Source organism: Streptomyces cyanogenus, assembly GCF_017526105.1.
GTDB classification, from domain to species: Bacteria; Actinomycetota; Actinomycetes; order Streptomycetales; family Streptomycetaceae; genus Streptomyces; species Streptomyces cyanogenus.
The window spans coordinates 1,332,202-1,348,815 of sequence record NZ_CP071839.1; the positions used below are offsets into that span (position 1 = coordinate 1,332,202).

Consider the following 16,614-nt stretch of genomic DNA (forward strand, 5'->3'; position numbering starts at 1 on the left):
CGTTCTGCCCACGGCAGAGGGCCCTCGTCCCCGGGCGGGGGCCCTGCCTACGGTCGGCGCATGGATGTCATCGAACTGCTGCCCCGCCTGCACCTGTTGCGCTTCCCAGTCGGCCAGGCCTACCTCTGGAGCGACGACGCCGAGCTGACGCTGATCGACGCGGGCACGATCGGCTACGGCCGGGCGATCGCCGACGCGGTCACCGCGCTGGGGCGCGCCCCGCAGGACGTACGGCGGGTCGTCCTGACCCACTTCCACGAGGACCACGTGGGCGCGGCGGGCGAGTTCGCCGCGCTGAGCGGGGCCGAGGTGCTGGCCCACCACCTGGACGCGCCGTTCGTCCGCGGGGAACTGCCCGGTCCGCCCCCGCGGTTCGAGGAGTGGGAGCGGCCGATCCACGCGGACGCGGTCCGGCAGCTGCCCGAGGGACCGCCGCTGCCACCGTCCTCGGTCACCGACCTGACCGACGGGGACGTACTCGCCTTCGGCGGCGGCGCGCGCGTGGTCCATGTCCCGGGGCACACGGACGGCAGCGTCGCGCTCTTCCTGCCCGCCGAGGGAGTGCTGTTCACCGGGGACACGGTGGCATCGGTCGACGGCACCCCGATCCCGGGCGTGTTCAACTTGGACGGGCGGCAACTCCTCGCATCCGTACGGCGTTTGGCCGACCTGGGCCCGGAGGTGGCCTGCTTCGGCCACGGCGACCCGGTCCTGAGCGACGCCGCCGCCGCACTCCACTCGATCGTCGAGACGCCGGCTCAGCCGACCGGCACGCCGGCCTCCAGATAGAGCGCGGTGCCCCGCTCGCGGGCGCGCAGGGCCCAGCGCAGGCGTTCGTAGCGGACCGGCGGCAGCATCGCGGCGGCCTCCTGTTCCGTGGCGAACCGCCAGCCGCGCAGCTCCGGGCCGGGCAGCAGCACCCGGGAGGCCTCGCCGGACGCCAGCCGGCCGCCGTCGAACAGCAGCCGCAGCCCGCCGAATCCGGGCGGGGTGGGCCGTTCCCAGTCCACGACGAGCAGCCGGGGCACCTCCCGCAGCCGTATCCCCGTCTCCTCGGCGACCTCGCGCATCCCCGCGCGGGCGGGCGCCTCGCCCCGTTCGACCACTCCGCCGGGGAACTCCCAGCCGGGCTTGTAGGTGGGATCGACCAGCAGCACGCGGTCCTGCTCGTCGAAGAGCAGCACTCCGGCGGCCAGCGTCTCGGCGGTCGGCTCCGGGGTCTGCACGATGTCGCAGGCGGGTACGGCACCGCTGCCGACGGCGTCGGCGATGCGGACGGCGGTCTCGTACGGGGTGAGCGCGCTGGTGTCGACCGGGTGGGCGTCGGCGGTGAGCCAGGACGCGAGGGCGGCGCGGTAGGGCTCGATGTGGTCGTACGACCACTGCCGTATGCGTACCTCGCCGTCGGACAGGTCGGGCGGGATCTCCCGCCCGGCTATCCGCTCGCGCAGGATCGTTTCGGCCGGGGCGAGCAGCAGATGGTGCACGGTGATCCGGCGGGCGGCGAGGCCACCGAAGATCTCGTCTCGGTGCTCCTGGCGGAGCAGGGTCATGGGCACCACCAGGGTGCCGCCCAACTCGGCGAGCATCGCGGCGGCGGTGTCGACCACCAGCCGGCGCCAGATCGGCAGGTCCTGGAAGTCGCCGGCCTCGGCGAGGCGCTTGGGCGGCAGCAGGTGCGTGAGCGCCCCGCCGATGATTTCGGGGTCGAAGAGCGCGCTGTTCGGGATCAGTTCGATCAGTTCACGTGCGGTGGTGGTCTTCCCCGCACCGAACGCGCCGTTGATCCAGACGACGGTCACGGACTCCCCCTCTTGTGTTGGCCCCCTGAGGCTTGCCCGCTCCACCCTGCCACGGAAACCCCGTGCCGTTGAGGGTGCCTGTCCGCGCGCACACGTGCGTGCCGGTGCCCCCTGCGGGCGGGGACACCGGCACGCACGCCGTACGCCGTCGGGGGTTACTCGTGTCCGAGTGCGCCTTGGTCGGCGTCCAGGCCGTCCTGGGTGACGAGGGGGCCGGCCGAGTCGAGGGTGTCCGAGACGTTGAGGTCGCCGAGGCGTCCCTCGTCCGCCGCGTGGGACGGGGTGACGGCGGCCACGACGAATCCGGCGGCGAGGGTGGCGATGGCGAGCATGCTGCGCTTCTTCATGCGCTGTTCAACTGCGCGGGCGGCCAGGAGTCACGCAACCCTGGGCCCGCCCGCCTGGCCGCAGCCGCCGTCGCCTCGCTGGAGGCGGGTCGGCGAGGAGACCTGACGGGTCGAACCGAACACTTCCGAACGGCCGTACCCGATGCGGCCCGCCCCTCTTCCAACATACTTCGACACGTCCTACCGTAAACGCGCACCGATGACGCGTACATGCTGTCATCCCGGTTTCGCGAGTCGGAGGAACGTCAACGATGCGTCACCCTCACACCCGCACGACCCGCACCACACACCGAAGACTGGCCGGGGCGCTGTCCGCGGGCCTGCTGTGCGCGGCAGGCCTCGCCACCCCCGCCCTGGCGGCCCCCGCCGAGGCCCCGGCGGCGCCGGCCGCCCCCGCCCTGGCCGACGGCCTCGCCCTCACCCCGCCGATGGGCTTCAACAACTGGAACTCCACGCACTGCCGCGCCGAGTTCAACGAGTCCATGGTCAAGGGCATCGCGGACCTCTTCGTCCAGAAGGGCCTGAAGGACGCGGGCTACCAGTACGTCAACCTGGACGACTGCTGGGCCCTGCCGAACCGCGACACGAACGGCAAGCTGGTACCCGACCCCGCCCGGTTCCCCGACGGGATCAAGGCGGTTGCCGACTACGTGCACGCCAAGGGGCTCAAACTCGGCATCTACACCAGCGCCGGCACCAAGACCTGCAACAGCGCGGGCTTCCCGGGTGCCCTCGGACACGAGTACAGCGACGCACGCCAGTTCGCCGACTGGGGCGTGGACTACCTGAAGTACGACAACTGCAACAACCAGGGTGTGGACGCCAAGCAGCGTTACCGCACCATGCGGGACGCGCTGAAGGCGACCGGCCGCCCCATCGTCTACAGCATCTGCGAATGGGGGGAGAACAAGCCCTGGGAATGGGCCGCCGACGTCGGCCACCTGTGGCGGACCACCGGTGACATCAGCGACAGCTGGAGTTCCATGCTGTCGATCCTGAAGCAGAACCTGCCGCTCGCACCGCACGCGGGCCCGGGCCACTGGAACGACCCCGACATGCTCGAGGTCGGCAACGGCGGCATGACGGACACCGAGTACCGCTCGCACTTCTCGCTCTGGTCGGTCATGACCGCGCCGCTGCTCATCGGCACCGACCTGCGCAAGGCCTCCCAGGCGACCTACGACATCCTGGGCAACAAGGAGGTCGTCGCCGTCGACCAGGACCCGCTCGGCAAGCAGGGCACGGTCGTCTCCTCCGCGGGCGGACGCTGGGTCGTCGCCAAGGAGATGAAGGACGGCAGCCGCGCCGTGGCCCTCTTCAACGAATCCGGCACCGCCCAGCGGATCGCCACCAGCGCGAGCGCCGTCGGCCTGCCCGACGCCGACGGCTACACCCAGCGCGATCTGTGGCAGCACCGCACGTACAACACCGCCGGCACCATCGCCGCCACCGTCCCCGCCCACGGCACGGTCCTGCTGCGTGTCCAGGCCGACCCCCGCTGGGCAGCCCAGCCGCCCGCCGTCGACCTGGGCCTGGACGGCAGCCCGTTGCTGGAGGCCGCCACCCCGGCCACGCTGACCAGCACCGTCACCGACCTCGGCCGTACGCCCGCGCGACAGGTGTCCGTGACGCTGACCGGCCCGGCCGGCTGGACCGTACGGGCCGCCTCGAAGACCACGGCGGCCGCGCTCCCCACCGGCGGCACGCTGCGCACCGACTGGCGGGTGACCGCCCCGGCCGGCACCCCGGCCGGCTCCTACGTCCTGACCCTGCGGACCAGTTACCGCTCGCCGTCCGGGACGGCGGTCGCCGGTGAGGTGCCGCTGACCGCCTCCGTCGTCGTACCGCCGCCCGGCGGGACGTCGTACCTCGGCGACCTGCCCTGGATGTCGGCGACCAGCGGCTGGGGGCCGGTGGAGCGGGACACCAGCAACGGGGAGAGCGCCGCCGGCGACGGACGCCCGCTCACCGTCGGCGGCACGGTGTACGCCAAGGGGCTCGGCGTCCACGCGCTCAGCGAGCTCTCCTTCTACACCGGCAAGGCCTGCGAGAAGGTCACCGCGGACGTCGGCGTGGACGACGAGAAGGGCACGAAGGGCACCGTCGCCTTCGAGATCTGGGCGGACGGCACGAAGGCCGCGTCCACCGGCGTCCTGACCAACGCGATGCCCGCCCGGCCGCTCACCGCCGACGTCACCGGCGCCCGGGTGGTCCGGCTCGTCGTCACCGACGGCGGCGACGGCATCGATTCGGATCACGCGGACTGGGCGAACGCGCGGCTCAGCTGCTGAAGCGCTCTCACGGACACACACGAGCGGTCGCGGGACCCGGAACGCCCCGGCCCCCGCGACCGGGGCGGACGCACGGAGTTGCGGCTGGGCCGCCGGGCCGGCGCGTGCTTCTGGGAGGGCCGCTACTCCAGGCCCGGTTCGCTGCCGACGGCCCGGCTGGTGTGGGGTGCAGAGGAGTTGGCGGGCGCAGGTTCCCTCCGAGGGAGTTGACGCGCGCCGGCGGGCCGCCGAGGAGTTGACGGGCCGCCGGCTCCGCGAGGGAAGGGGCGGGCGCCGGCCGCCGAGGGGTGACGGGCCACCGGCCGCCGCCGAGGCTCCTAGTGGCTCGCCGCCTGCACGTCGGGGAGGCGGGTCAGGGCTGCCGCCGCGGCGCCGACCAGGCCCGCGTCGGTGCCCGTCTGCGCGGGTACGACGGTGAGCCGCTGCACGAAGGACAGGGTCGCGTAGTCGGTGAGGGTCTTGCGCAGCGGCGTGAACAGGACGTCGCCCGCGTTGGCGACACCCCCGCCGATCACCGCTATGTCGATCTCGACCAGGGTCGCGGTGGCCGCGATCCCGGCGGCCAGCGCCTGCGCGGCCCGCTCGAAGGAGGCCACGGCGACCGGGTCGCCCGCGCGGGCGGCGACGGCCACCGCGGCGGCCGAGGTGTCACCGTCGGGGCCGGGCAGCCAGCCCTGTTCCAGGGCCCGGCGGGCGATGTTGGGGCCGCTGGCGATGCGCTCCACGCAGCCGCGTGAGCCGCACGGGCAGGGATCACCGTCGAGGTCGACGCTGATGTGGCCGATGTGTCCGGCGTTCCCGGTCGGTCCGGGGTGCAGCCGCCCGCCCAGCACCAGTCCGCCGCCGACGCCCGTCGAGACCACCATGCACAGCGCGTTGTCGTGGCCGCGCGCCGCGCCCTGCCAGTGCTCGGCCGCCGTGATCGCGACCCCGTCGCCGATCAGCTCCACCGGCAGGCCCCCGGTGATCGTGCGGACCCGGTCGACCAGCGGGAAGTCCCGCCAGCCCGGCACGTTCACCGGGCTGACGGTGCCGGCCGAGGCGTCCACCGGACCCGCGCTGCCGATGCCCACCGAGCGCGCGTGTCCCCACAGGGGCGACCCGGCGAGGTCTCCGAGCACCTCAGCCACGGCCCGCATGACCGTTTCGCCGTCCTGCTGGGCGGGCGTGGCGCGCTGGGCCCGGGCCAGGATCCGTCCGTCGCCGTCCACCAGCGCGCCGGCGATCTTGGTGCCGCCGATGTCCAGGGCCGCCACGAGGTCGGTGTGCATCAGAGTCAGATCTCCCCGCTGAAGCTTGAAACCAAAGAAAGGCAGGCCGGTCAAGCGGTGGGGGCGCAGGCCGGAGCAGTGGTGGACAGTCTCTCTCGCATCTGACAACGTTGTCCAGGCTCTATGCTCGACGCCACATCCTCATACAAGCCCACCGGATCCCGCACCTCCCTCGTACGAGACGGAAGACCTCCCCTCCGCGAGCGGAGAGAGACCGTGGACGAGACGGACGAGAGACAGGACAGACGCATCGTGCCCGAGACCACCCGCCGCGCAGACCGCCTTCCCGGGAACCGGTACGGCAACCGCCCGACGATGAAGGACGTGGCGGCGCGCGCCGGAGTCGGGCTGAAAACGGTCTCCCGCGTGGTCAACGGCGAACCCGGGGTCACCCCGGACACCGAGCGCCGGGTGCAGGAGGCGATCGAGGCGCTCGGCTTCCGCCGCAACGACAGCGCGCGGGTGCTGCGCAAGGGCCGTACGGCGAGCATCGGCCTGGTCCTTGAGGATCTCGCGGACCCGTTCTACGGCCCGCTGAGCCGGGCCGTCGAGGAGGTGGCCCGCGCCCACGGCGCCCTGCTGATCAACGGCTCCAGCGCCGAGGACCCCGAGCGGGAGCAGGAGCTGGCGCTGGCCCTGTGCGCGCGCCGGGTGGACGGGCTCGTGGTGATCCCGGCCGGTGACGACCACCGGTATCTGGAGCCGGAGATCAGGGCCGGCGTGGCGACCGTGTTCGTGGACCGTCCGGCCGGCCGGATCGACGCCGACGTGGTGCTGTCCGACAACTACGGCGGCGCCCGCGACGGCGTCGCCCACCTCATCGCGCACGGCCACCGCCGGATCGGGTTCATCGGCGACATGCCCCGCATCCACACCGCGGCCGAGCGGCTGCGCGGTTACCGGGCGGCCATGGAGGACGCGGGCATAGCGGTCGAGGAGCGCTGGATGTCCCTCGGGGCGACGAACCCGGAGCGGGTGCGCCGGGCCGCGGAGGAGATGCTCTCCGGTCCCGACCCGGTCACCGCGGTCTTCACCGGAAACAACCGGGTGACGGTCACCGTGATCCGGGTGCTCGCCGAGCAGTCGCGCCGGGTCGCGCTCGTCGGCTTCGACGACATCGAGCTGGCCGACCTGCTCCAGCCGGGCGTCACGGTCGTCGCGCAGGATGCCGCGGCCCTCGGCCGTACCGCCGCGGAGCGCCTCTTCCGCCAGTTGGACGGCACCCTCATGGCTCCCGAGCGGATCGAGCTGCCGACCCGCCTGATCACACGCGGCTCGGGCGAACTGCCACCGGCGGACTGAGCGGGGCCGCGCCGTGGCGGTGATGCGCTCGGCCGCCCCGCCCCGCGGCGCCCCTGCTTCCCCGGCCCTCGGCGCCGGCAGCCAGCGTCCCCGGCTCGTCTCCCGCCGGGGTCGCCCCCGGCACCCGGCGGTGCCGAGGCGAGCGTGATGCCGGCGGCCGAGGCCGTCCGACGAGCACTCGCAGGGAGCAGGCAGGTAACGGCGCCCGGCACGACGGGCGCCAGCCCCGCCGTCTACTGCCCGGAGGCCGTCAGGTCGCCGCGGCGGGGTGTCGCGAAGCTCTCCAGGTCGGCGCGGGTCAGGCCGGTGAGGCGGGCGACCTCGGCGATGTCCAGGGCGCCGCAGTCCAGGCCGCGCAGCAGGTAGCCGCTCAGGGCCTTGGCGGTGGCGGGTTCGTCCATGACGTCGCCGCCGGCCCGGTTGGCGTACCGGGTGAGGCGGGCCGCCGCCTGCTCGAAACCCTCGCGGTAGAAGGCGAAGACGGCCGCGTAGCGGGTGGGGATGTGACCGGGGTGCATGTCCCAGCCCTGGTAGTAGGCGCGGGCGAGCGCGCGGCGGGTGAGGCCGTAGTGGAGGCGCCAGGCGTCGTGGACCTTGGCGGTCGGGCCGACGGGGAGGACGTTGGTGGAGCCGTCCGAGACGCGCACACCGGTGCCGGCCGCCGCGACCTGCATGATCGCCTTGGCATGGTCGGCGGCCGGGTGGTCGCTGGCCTGGTAGGCGGCGGAGACGCCCAGGCAGGCGCTGTAGTCGAAGGTGCCGTAGTGCAGTCCGGTGGCGCGGCCCTCGGCGGCCTGGATCATGCGGGCGACGGTCGCCGTGCCGTCGGTGGCGAGGATCGCCTGGCTGGTCTCGATCTGGATCTCGAAGCCGAGGCGGCCGGCGTCCAGGCCGTGCACCTTCTCGAAGGCCTCCAGGAGCCGGACGAAGGCGCCGACCTGCTCGGGGTACGTCACCTTGGGCAGGGTGAGGACCAGGCCCGCGGGGAGCCCTCCGGCCTCCATCAGGCCGGTGAGGAAGACGTCGAGGGTGCGGATGCCCCGGTCCCGTACGGCGGCCTCCATGCACTTCATGCGGATGCCCATGTACGGCGCCGCCGTGCCGTTGCGGTACGCCTCGGCGATCAGGCGGGCGGCGTGGGCGGCCGTCGCGTCCTCCTCGGCGTCGGGCCGGGGGCCGTAGCCGTCCTCGAAGTCCACGCGCAGGTCCTCGACGGGCTCGCGCTCCAGCTTGGCGCGGACGCGGGAGTAGACCGGCTCGGCCAGTTCGTCCGGCAGCCCGAGGACGGCCGCGAAGGAGGCGGCGTCGGGGGCGTGTTCGTCGAGGGCCGCGAGAGCCTGGTCGCCCCAGGAGCGCAGGGTGTCGGCGGCGAAGGCGTCGCCGGGGACGTACACGGTGTGGACGGGCTGCCGGGTGCCGGGGTCCCCGGGGTAGCGGCGCTGAAGCTCCGCGTCGACCGGTGCGAGGGAGGCGCTGATCTCCTCGCTGACGGCGCCCGCGAGGCTTGTCGCCACCTGCTCCTGCTGACCCATCCCACACCCTCCAGGTTTTCCGCCCAGCGGAATCAACAATCTGTTGAATGAAGTTATCCGGGTGGTTCATCGTGGTCAACACCCCGTTCGGACCGTGGTCCTCTCGCGGTGCGTCGACACCAGGATGCAGTGAGGCCCCCGTGACCGCGCGGGTCACAGGGGCCTCGTGGCGCCAGGAGGGGACTCAGCCCTTGCGGGACTTGATCTCCTCGGTCAGCTGGGGCACGACGTCGAACAGGTCGCCGACCACACCGAAGTCGACCAGCTCGAAGATCGGGGCCTCGGCGTCCTTGTTGACGGCCACGATGGTCTTCGAGGTCTGCATACCGGCACGGTGCTGGATCGCACCCGAGATGCCGTTGGCGATGTACAGCTGCGGCGAGACCGACTTACCGGTCTGGCCGACCTGGTTGGTGTGCGGGTACCAGCCGGCGTCGACGGCGGCACGCGAGGCACCGACGGCCGCGCCGAGCTGGTCGGCGAGGGCCTCGATGATCGAGAAGTTCTCGGCGCCGTTCACACCGCGGCCACCGGAGACCACGATCGCGGCCTCGGTCAGCTCCGGGCGGCCCGTCGACTCACGCGGCGTACGGCCGGTGATCTTGGTGCCGGTGGCCTTGTCCGAGAAGGTCACGGACAGGGCCTCGACGGCGCCGGCGGCCGGGGCGGCCTCGACGGCGGCCGAGTTCGGCTTGACCGTGATGACCGGGGTGCCCTTGATGACGCGGGACTTGGTGGTGAAGGACGCGGCGAACACCGACTGGGTGGCCACCGGGCCCTCGTCGCCGGCCTCCAGGTCGACGGCGTCGGTGATGATGCCGGAGCCGATGCGCAGCGCCAGGCGGGCGGCGATCTCCTTGCCCTCCGCGGAGGACGGGACCAGCACGGCGGCCGGGGAGACGGCCTCGTAGGCGGCCTGCAGGGCGTCCACCTTCGGCACGACCAGGTACTCGGCGTACTCGGACGCGTCGTGGGTGAGGACCTTCACCGCGCCGTGCTCGGCGAGCGTGGCGGCGGTGTCGGCGGCGCCGTTGCCCAGCGCGACGGCGACGGGCTCGCCGATGCGGCGGGCCAGGGTCAGCAGCTCGAGGGTCGGCTTGCGGACGGCACCGTCCACGTGGTCGACGTAGACGAGGACTTCAGCCATGGGATTGCTCTCCTGCGTAACGAAGTTGAGGGGCGGTCAGCGGGGGCGAGCCCTTAGATGAACTTCTGGCTCGCGAGGAACTCAGCGAGCTGCTTGCCGCCCTCGCCCTCGTCCTTGACGATGGTGCCGGCCGTGCGCGCCGGACGCTCGGTCGCGGTCTCGACCTTGGTGAAGGCGCCGTCCAGGCCGACCTCCTCGGCCTCGATGTCCAGGTCGGACAGGTCCCAGGACTCCACCGGCTTCTTCTTGGCCGCCATGATGCCCTTGAAGGACGGGTAGCGGGCCTCGCCGGACTGGTCGGTCACGGAGACGACGGCCGGGAGCGAGGCCTCCAGCTGCTCCGAGGCGGCGTCACCGTCACGGCGGCCCTTGACCACGCCGTCCTCGACGGAGACCTCGGACAGGAGGGTGACCTGGGGAACGCCGAGACGCTCGGCGACCAGCGCGGGAACGACGCCCATGGTGCCGTCGGTGGAGGCCATGCCGGAGACGACCAGGTCGTAGCCGGCCTTCTCGATGGCCTTGGCCAGCACCAGGGAGGTGCCGATGGCGTCGGTGCCGTGCAGGTCGTCGTCCTCGACGTGGATGGCCTTGTCGGCGCCCATGGAGAGGGCCTTGCGGAGCGCGTCCTTGGCGTCCTCGGGGCCGACCGTCAGGACGGTGACCTCGGCGTCGTCCGCGTTCTCCGCGATCTGGAGGGCCTGCTCGACCGCGTACTCGTCCAGCTCGGAGAGCAGCCCGTCGACGTCGTCGCGGTCGACGGTCAGGTCATCGGCGAAGTGCCGGTCGCCAGTGGCGTCGGGCACGTACTTCACAGTGACAACGATCCTCAAGCTCACGCCGGCTCTCCTACTGCATCGTCATTTCGGGCTGCCTCTTGCAGGCAGCATAGGCGCCCCAAGCGGCCGATCCCGGTCGGGGCGTCCGCGCGCTCCGAACGAAATATTACTTGTCAGTACACCCAGTCCAGGCCCGCTAAGCAAGCGCTTTGAACTGTGACCTTCGCAACGCAGCGTAACCGGAACTCGACGGCTCCGCAGGAGGGACCGGTGCGATCCGGGACGTGATCAATCCCGCAGACCGTTGAAGCGGCCCTGGTGGTAGAGGAGCGGGCGGCCGGCGCCCGAGGGGTCGCCGAGGACCACCTCGGCGAGCACGATCCGGTGATCACCGGCAGGCACCCGCCCGACGATCCGGCAGACCAGCCAGGCGAGCACGTCGTCCAGTACGGGCACGCCTTCCGGGCCCTCCCGCCAGGCGGTGGGCGCGCCGAAGCGGTCGGCGCCGCTGCGGGCGAAGGTGGCGGCCAGGTCGCTCTGGTGCTCGCCGAGTATGTGCACCCCCACGTGCTCGGCCTCGGCTATCGCGGGCCAGCTGGAGGCGCCCGTGCCGATGCCGAAGGAGACCAGCGGCGGTTCGGCGGAGACGGAGGTCAGGGAGGTGGCGGTGAAGCCGACCGGGCCGGAGGAACCACGCGCGGTGATCACCGCCACACCGGCGGCGTGCCGGCGGAAGGTGGAGCGCAGGAGATCGGGGGAGGCGAGCCGGGGCGTGCCGAGGTCGGGCGTGGCCGTCATGCAGTCGTCCTTCTGCGAGGAGGGGAAAGCGGGTCCGTGGCTGCTCAGCAACCCGGACAGCGCGCGCTCGCGGTGCGGGCGAGGTCGACGTGGACCCGTCCGAAGAGAAGGAGTTCGATCGGCATACGGTCAGACTGACGATAGGTGGTGCACACAGTCAAGCAGGTTCCGGCATCTGGAAGATGTCTCACCGTTCCCTGAAACCCGCTCACACGGCCTTGCCCAGAGCGGCGATGACGTCGGCCTTCCGTGGCTGTCCGGTGGCCCGCCGCACCACGCGGCCGTCGGCGTCCAGGACCAGCACGGTGGGGGTCTTGAGGACCTCCAGTTCGCGTACGAGGTCCAGGCGGGCCTCGGCGTCGATCTCGACGTGGGTCACGCCCGGGACCATCCCGGCGACCTCGCCGAGGATGCGCCGGGTCGCCCGGCAGGGCGCGCAGAAGGCGCTGGAGAACTGCACGAGCGTGGCCCGCTCCCCCAGTTCACCGCCGAGTTCGGCCACCCCGAGCCGCTTGCCGTCGTCACACCCGCGCACCCGCGCTCTCCCGTTCCGCCGCCTGTGCGGCACGCCGTGGGCGCTCGCCGCCGCGAGCACCGCCGGACACACCACCCGTGGGTCATCCTCGGCACAACATTCAGGAGACTGCAAAGATTCCCGTTTCCCGCGGAGAGATCTCCCTGCGCCTGGGCACTGGGCCGGGGCCGCCGAAGGAGTTCGAGCCGCCGGAGCCGCCGCGGTTCGCGCAGGCGGCCGGGCCGCTGTTCGCCGGGCTGGGTCTCGCGGGGTTCCGGTGGGGCCGCACCGGCCGGGGTGCGCGGCGACCGGGGCCGCGCTCGCCGCCGCGTTACTGAACGCCGTGTCCGGGTACTGCCCGGAGTGTGAGCTGTGCCTGTTGCGGAAGCGGGCGGCGGTGACACGGGTGGAGCAGAGGGGACCGGAGCGACAGGCTGGAATGTAGGCCGACGTGACGAGGATCTCGCCGCCGCGGGGCACCAGGACTGGCTACCCGTCCGTTCTTCGGGCACGATCTGCGATACGCCGTAAACCTACGGCTGCGTAACTTTCCCGCCGGGATCCCCTTTCCCGAGCAGAGCAGAAAGGGTCCACCCCGCCCATGGCAGAGCTGGTCTACCGTCCCGTCATCGGTTTCGCCAAGACGCTGTTCAAGGTCTGGGACCTGGACATCGACTGCCAGGGGTCGGAGAACATCCCGCGCTCGGGCGGCGCTGTGCTGGTGAGCAACCACATCAGCTACCTGGACTTCATCTTCAACGGCCTCGCCGCCCTGCCGCAGAAGCGCCTGGTGCGGTTCATGGCGAAGGAGTCGGTCTTCCGGCACAAGGTCTCCGGACCGCTGATGCGCGGGATGAAGCACATCCCGGTGGACCGCGGGCAGGGTGAGACGGCGTACGAGCACGCGCTGGACTCGCTGCGCTCCGGGGAGATCGTCGGGGTGTTCCCGGAGGCGACGATCTCGCAGTCCTTCACGCTGAAGAGCTTCAAGTCGGGCGCGGCCCGCCTGGCCCAGGAGGCGGGGGTCCCGCTGGTCCCCATGGCGGTCTGGGGCACGCAGCGGCTGTGGACGAAGGGCCACCCGCGCAACTTCAAGCGCAGCCACCTGCCCGTCACCATCCGTGTCGGCGAGCCGGTGGAAGCGCCCCGCGACCAGTACGCCGGCGCCATCACCCGCCGTCTGCGCGAGCGCGTCCAGGAACTCCTGGAGGCCGCCCAGCGCGCCTACCCGGGCCGCCCCAAGGGCCCGGAGGACTCCTGGTGGCTGCCCGCGCACCTGGGCGGCACGGCACCGACGGCGGAGGCACTGCGCACGGCGGAAGCCCACTGACGCCTCGCACCGGCGTCCACCGGAACTCCTCGGAGCGATCGGTAAGGATGCACCGGGTCTCCGACATATAAAAGGTGTGGAGACCCTGAAGACCCGCACCGACCGTGACCGCGCCGCGCGGTTCACGGCCTTGTACGTCCGTGAGCATGCGCGGGTGTGCGCCTACGTGCACCGGCGTTCGGGCGACCGGGGAGCGGCGGAGGAACTCACCGCGGAGGTCTTCCGCACCGCGTGGGAGCGCATGACGGCCGGTCAGGACATCGGCACCGGCTGGCTGTTCGTCACCGCGCGCAACCTGCTGAGCAACCACTACCGCTCCATGGCACGCCTGACGGAGATACACCGCACCATCGCCGACACGATGGGCAGCGCTCCGGCGTCGAGTCAGGACAACGCCGTACTCGACGCCCTGGACCGGCTTCCGCCCGCGCACCGCGAGATCCTCCTGCTGAGCTACTGGGACGGGCTGAGCGCGGCGGAGGCCGGTGAGGTCCTCGGATGCAGCGCGTCCGCGGTCTGGGTCAGGCTGCACCGAGCACGCAAAGCGTTCCGTGCCGTCTACGATCTGCCCCAGGAGGCAGTCCGATGCGTGTGAAGCCTCTGATCACGAACGCCAACCCGGTCCCGGACACCACGCACGAGACCCTGTCGGCGCGCGCCGCCGACGAACTCGCCACGCTGGTCGGGCCCGACGGCACCCCGCCTCCCGCGGCCCCTCGCCGGGCACCTCGGCGAGGTTCCCTGATGACCGCGATGGCCTGCGTCGCCACCGTCGCCATCGGCGCCGTCACCGTGTTCAGCCTGCAGAGCGACCCGGCCGGGCCGGGCGGCCACCAGGCCGGGCGGAGCAGCGAGCCGGCCGGGGCGGGCGAGGGCACGGACGGCGGTATCAGCGCCGACGAGCCGTACTTCGACAGCACGGCGAAGCTGGAAGGAGCGGCGACCGTGATCGTACGGGCGCGGCTCGGCTCGGGGCACGAGGAGACCGGCGACGGTGTCCGCACGACGGTGGCCACGGCGAAGGTGGTGGCGACCGCCAAGGGCGAGACGCCGGGCGACGCGATCCGGCTGTCCTACACGACCCCGGGTTCCGGGCCCGAGACCGCGAGCCTCACCGCCGGCAAGGAGTACGTCCTGCTGCTCGACAAGGGCGAGGGTGGCAGCTACGTCCTGGTGAACACCACGCAGGGCTGGTACGAGGTCGAGGGCGGTGCCGCGGTCGCCGCGAAGGACAACGGCGTGGCCCTGAGCCCGGGCGTGCGCAAGGCCCTGCGGCTGGCAGCGCGGGGCAGGTGACACGACGCCGGTGCGCCACGGGCGATCCGTGGCGCACCGGCCGGGCGATACGGGAGTGCTTACCGCGTGCGGTTCCTGACGATCCGGTCGGCCTTGACGGCCAGCTGGTCGACCTTGCCCGCGTCGGTGAAGCCGCCGACGGACACGGCCTTGACCGTGCCGTCCGCCTTGACGGTGTAGAGGGCCTGCTCGGGGTTGAGCAGGTCGTACGGGCTCTTGCCGTGGGCGGCGAGCATCAGCACGTACCGCTGACCGCCCTTGGCGAGCATGGTGGTGTCCTTCTCCTGGTACGCCACACCGTGGTAGGTGCCGCCGAGCTGGCTGACCTCGATGGTGTCGCCGACGGCCACCTTGCCGGCGATGGCCCGGGTGACCTTCACCTTGGAGACGGTGACGATGACCGGGTTCTCCTCGGCCGCCTTCCTGGCCGCCTTGGCCTCGGCGGGCGACAGGCCGGCCTGCGGGTTGGTGGCGGGGTTGTCACCGGCGGGCGCGTCGGGCACCAGCTTCTGCACCCGGGTGCCGACGACGGTGCCCTCGACGACGGCGTCGGACTTCTCGATGACGTCGTCGAGCGAGGAGTACGCGGGGTAGTCCGCGTGGTAGGTCACGGTGTCCGAAGCCCCCGCGGACCTGGCCCCCTTGGAGGAGGAGCCGTCCGCGGAGCAGCCGACAGCGGCGAACGCGGCGAGCACCGCTGTCCCGGCGACGAGAATGTTCCGTCCGGCGTTCATCGGTAGATCCTCTTCACCTCGGACTTGTCATAGGGCTGCGGCTTCTGCACCTTCGAGCGGTCGCGGCTGTGCTTCATCAGCGAGACCTTGCTCGTGTTCGGGTTGTCGGCGAGGCTGAGCCCGTGCCCCAGTTCGTGCGTGCTGGTGCTGCGCACCCACTTGTCGTACTTGGGGATGTTCTTGGTGTCCCGCCACAGGGTCGTGGCGTTGACCTTGATCTGGAAGGAACGGTGCGCCCGCGTTCCGGACGGCGCGTACAGGCCGTACCAGCTCTGGCTGTAGTTGCCGGCCGTGAAGCTGGGCTTGGCGTGGGAACTGCGCTTGATGCTCGCTCCGACCCCGGCGCTGTTCCAGTTGCCGCGGGCGGTGTCGAAGTACTTGACCCACTCGTCGTTGATGCCGACGGTCTTGACGCTGAACGACCGCTTGGGCATGCCCCCGCTGTAGTACGTCGCGTGGGCGGGTGCCGAGACGGCAAGCGTGCCGGCGACGGCCAGCGCCGCACTCGACGTCAGGCCGAGCGACACTCGTGCGATTCTTCTGTTCAACTGTTCTCCCCGTGAATTGAGCAGGCGGCGTTGAGGCGTACGAAGTCGCTTCGCTCCACGGTCGGTGCAGCGTCCTGGATGTCAGGTCGCAGGAAAGAACGCGAAAGGATGGGGACGCGGATGGTCGACGCGTCCCGGAAAAGACCGATGTCCCCCTTGTGGATCCCCCGTTGACCGGCTGCACCGCGATGCCGCCTGTGATCGAGACCTAGCCTCACAGGAGCCACCGGCCTCGGCATCGGCCGCGAGTAGGAGAAAAACATTCCTACTTGAGCCGGATGTGTCCCATGCGCTGCGGGTTCAGAGGGAGTCGGGGAGCGTCTTCCAGAGGTGCGGCCGGTCGGGGGCGGCTCGCAGGGCGGCGAGGACGAGCGGGTGTGGTTCGGCGTACAGGACGGGGTGGTCCAGTTCCCCGGCGGCGGGGTCGGGGGTCCAGGCCAGCCGCTCGCCGGTCAGGGAGAACCGGGCGTCGACGCCCGGTTTGTTGCCGCGCGGGTCCTGCCGGTGCCAGGCCCCGTTGAAGCGGACGGCGACCAGACCGTGGAGGGCGTGACCGCCTTCGTCATGGGCCAGGCGCTGGTAGCACAGGGCGGTGGGGATGTCCTCGGCCCGCAGCAGCGCGGCGAGCGCATGGGACTTGGCGTGGCAGACGCCGGTCCGCAGGGCCAGCACGTCGGAGGCGCGCCAGGTGACGCGGAGGTCCCCGGAGTCCTGGGAGTGCGGGATGGCGTCCCGGACGAATTCGTAGGCGGCTCGCGCATACTCATACGAATCAGCGGCCTCGGCGGCCAGGCGGGCGGCCGTCTCCCGGACCACCGGATGATGGTGGTCAATGACCTCGTCAGCAGCCAGATAGGCGGACAGGTCGGCGGTGTTCTGGATCAGCTCCATGCCCGCAGAGCATAGAAATACGATCACCCGAG

General features: G+C 71.8%; 17 protein-coding genes and 1 pseudogene. 7 read left to right on the forward strand and 11 right to left on the reverse strand.

Translation table 11 applies throughout. The annotated features are described in order from the left end of the window. Positions 1–60: 60 nt before the first annotated feature. Positions 61–789 (forward strand): MBL fold metallo-hydrolase, encoded by a 729-nt coding sequence (locus S1361_RS05600; RefSeq protein WP_208030722.1) that lies wholly within the window; start codon positions 61–63, stop codon positions 787–789. Here the strand turns inward: S1361_RS05600 and S1361_RS05605 are convergent. Both S1361_RS05605 and S1361_RS05610 read right to left on the reverse strand, forming a co-directional pair. Further along, on the reverse strand, positions 759–1,802 hold the full coding sequence (locus tag S1361_RS05605) for an NUDIX hydrolase (RefSeq protein ID WP_208030723.1): 1,044 nt from the start codon (positions 1,800–1,802) through the stop codon (positions 759–761). The two genes, S1361_RS05600 and S1361_RS05605, sit on opposite strands and share 31 nt — an antisense overlap. Before the next feature lie 155 nt (positions 1,803–1,957). Further along, positions 1,958–2,149 (reverse strand): hypothetical protein, encoded by a 192-nt coding sequence (locus tag S1361_RS05610; RefSeq protein WP_208030724.1) that lies wholly within the window; start codon positions 2,147–2,149, stop codon positions 1,958–1,960. Positions 2,150–2,400: 251 nt separating this feature from the next. On the opposite strand from S1361_RS05610, the gene S1361_RS05615 reads away from it, so the two are divergent. Then, positions 2,401–4,440, forward strand: a complete 2,040-nt coding sequence (locus S1361_RS05615) for an NPCBM/NEW2 domain-containing protein (protein WP_208030725.1) — start codon at positions 2,401–2,403, stop codon at positions 4,438–4,440. Between the two features lie 317 nt (positions 4,441–4,757). On the opposite strand, the gene S1361_RS05620 is transcribed toward S1361_RS05615, so the two are convergent. After that, positions 4,758–5,711: an ROK family protein gene (locus S1361_RS05620; protein ID WP_208030726.1), complete on the reverse strand. Its 954-nt coding sequence runs from the start codon at positions 5,709–5,711 to the stop codon at positions 4,758–4,760. Positions 5,712–5,963: 252 nt separating this feature from the next. Here S1361_RS05620 and S1361_RS05625 point away from each other — a divergent pair, with 252 nt between their 5' ends. Beyond that, entirely contained in the window at positions 5,964–7,013 is a 1,050-nt protein-coding gene (locus S1361_RS05625) for a LacI family DNA-binding transcriptional regulator (protein ID WP_208036484.1), read from the forward strand. A 233-nt stretch (positions 7,014–7,246) separates the two neighbouring features. Here S1361_RS05625 and S1361_RS05630 read toward each other — a convergent pair whose 3' ends face one another. From S1361_RS05630 to S1361_RS05650, 5 genes are all read right to left on the reverse strand, one after another. Beyond that, positions 7,247–8,545 (reverse strand): DUF6986 family protein, encoded by a 1,299-nt coding sequence (locus S1361_RS05630; RefSeq protein ID WP_208030727.1) that lies wholly within the window; start codon positions 8,543–8,545, stop codon positions 7,247–7,249. A 184-nt stretch (positions 8,546–8,729) separates the two neighbouring features. Next, positions 8,730–9,692: an electron transfer flavoprotein subunit alpha/FixB family protein gene (locus S1361_RS05635; protein WP_208030728.1), complete on the reverse strand. Its 963-nt coding sequence runs from the start codon at positions 9,690–9,692 to the stop codon at positions 8,730–8,732. 53 nt (positions 9,693–9,745) lie between these two features. Then, the gene (locus S1361_RS05640; RefSeq protein ID WP_208030729.1) at positions 9,746–10,531 is read right to left on the reverse strand and encodes an electron transfer flavoprotein subunit beta/FixA family protein; all 786 of its coding nucleotides are present in this window, start codon (positions 10,529–10,531) and stop codon (positions 9,746–9,748) included. A gap of 228 nt (positions 10,532–10,759) precedes the next feature. Continuing rightward, positions 10,760–11,269 (reverse strand): flavin reductase family protein, encoded by a 510-nt coding sequence (locus S1361_RS05645; protein ID WP_208030730.1) that lies wholly within the window; start codon positions 11,267–11,269, stop codon positions 10,760–10,762. A gap of 208 nt (positions 11,270–11,477) precedes the next feature. Continuing rightward, the gene (locus S1361_RS05650) at positions 11,478–11,879 is read right to left on the reverse strand and encodes a TlpA family protein disulfide reductase (RefSeq protein WP_208030731.1); all 402 of its coding nucleotides are present in this window, start codon (positions 11,877–11,879) and stop codon (positions 11,478–11,480) included. Positions 11,880–11,968: 89 nt separating this feature from the next. Between S1361_RS05650 and S1361_RS39020 the strand changes: the two are divergent. The 4 genes and pseudogenes from S1361_RS39020 to S1361_RS05665 all read left to right on the forward strand — a co-directional run. Then, a pseudogene (locus S1361_RS39020) lies at positions 11,969–12,228 on the forward strand (DUF4395 family protein); the annotation flags it as partial. Positions 12,229–12,384: 156 nt separating this feature from the next. After that, a complete protein-coding gene (locus tag S1361_RS05655) occupies positions 12,385–13,113 on the forward strand; it encodes a lysophospholipid acyltransferase family protein (RefSeq protein WP_208030732.1) in 729 nt (242 codons plus the stop codon). 76 nt (positions 13,114–13,189) lie between these two features. After that, on the forward strand, positions 13,190–13,708 hold the full coding sequence (locus S1361_RS05660) for an RNA polymerase sigma factor (RefSeq protein WP_208030733.1): 519 nt from the start codon (positions 13,190–13,192) through the stop codon (positions 13,706–13,708). Then, positions 13,699–14,409 (forward strand): hypothetical protein, encoded by a 711-nt coding sequence (locus S1361_RS05665; protein WP_243769095.1) that lies wholly within the window; start codon positions 13,699–13,701, stop codon positions 14,407–14,409. Before S1361_RS05660 ends, S1361_RS05665 begins: the two co-directional genes overlap by 10 nt. Before the next feature lie 59 nt (positions 14,410–14,468). On the opposite strand, the gene S1361_RS05670 is transcribed toward S1361_RS05665, so the two are convergent. From S1361_RS05670 to S1361_RS05680, 3 genes are all read right to left on the reverse strand, one after another. Then, the gene (locus S1361_RS05670; protein ID WP_208030735.1) at positions 14,469–15,143 is read right to left on the reverse strand and encodes a hypothetical protein; all 675 of its coding nucleotides are present in this window, start codon (positions 15,141–15,143) and stop codon (positions 14,469–14,471) included. Further along, positions 15,140–15,670, reverse strand: coding sequence for a hypothetical protein (locus tag S1361_RS05675; RefSeq protein ID WP_243769096.1), 531 nt, complete (start codon positions 15,668–15,670; stop codon positions 15,140–15,142). Before S1361_RS05675 ends, S1361_RS05670 begins: the two co-directional genes overlap by 4 nt. A gap of 321 nt (positions 15,671–15,991) precedes the next feature. Next, positions 15,992–16,582, reverse strand: a complete 591-nt coding sequence (locus S1361_RS05680; RefSeq protein ID WP_208030736.1) for a transglutaminase-like domain-containing protein — start codon at positions 16,580–16,582, stop codon at positions 15,992–15,994. Positions 16,583–16,614 lie beyond the last annotated feature (32 nt).

Bases quoted from the DNA above. Each gene is read 5' to 3' on its own strand.
- S1361_RS05600 (WP_208030722.1), top strand. From the start codon at position 61: ATGGATGTCATCGAACTGCTGCCCCGCCTGCACCTGTTGCGCTTCCCA.
- S1361_RS05610 (WP_208030724.1), bottom strand. From the start codon at position 2,149: ATGAAGAAGCGCAGCATGCTCGCCATCGCCACCCTCGCCGCCGGATTC.
- S1361_RS05615 (WP_208030725.1), top strand. From the start codon at position 2,401: ATGCGTCACCCTCACACCCGCACGACCCGCACCACACACCGAAGACTG.
- S1361_RS05620 (WP_208030726.1), bottom strand. From the start codon at position 5,711: ATGCACACCGACCTCGTGGCGGCCCTGGACATCGGCGGCACCAAGATC.
- S1361_RS05630 (WP_208030727.1), bottom strand. From the start codon at position 8,545: ATGGGTCAGCAGGAGCAGGTGGCGACAAGCCTCGCGGGCGCCGTCAGC.
- S1361_RS05635 (WP_208030728.1), bottom strand. From the start codon at position 9,692: ATGGCTGAAGTCCTCGTCTACGTCGACCACGTGGACGGTGCCGTCCGC.
- S1361_RS05645 (WP_208030730.1), bottom strand. From the start codon at position 11,269: ATGACGGCCACGCCCGACCTCGGCACGCCCCGGCTCGCCTCCCCCGAT.
- S1361_RS05655 (WP_208030732.1), top strand. From the start codon at position 12,385: ATGGCAGAGCTGGTCTACCGTCCCGTCATCGGTTTCGCCAAGACGCTG.
- S1361_RS05665 (WP_243769095.1), top strand. From the start codon at position 13,699: ATGCGTGTGAAGCCTCTGATCACGAACGCCAACCCGGTCCCGGACACC.
- S1361_RS05670 (WP_208030735.1), bottom strand. From the start codon at position 15,143: ATGAACGCCGGACGGAACATTCTCGTCGCCGGGACAGCGGTGCTCGCC.
- S1361_RS05680 (WP_208030736.1), bottom strand. From the start codon at position 16,582: ATGGAGCTGATCCAGAACACCGCCGACCTGTCCGCCTATCTGGCTGCT.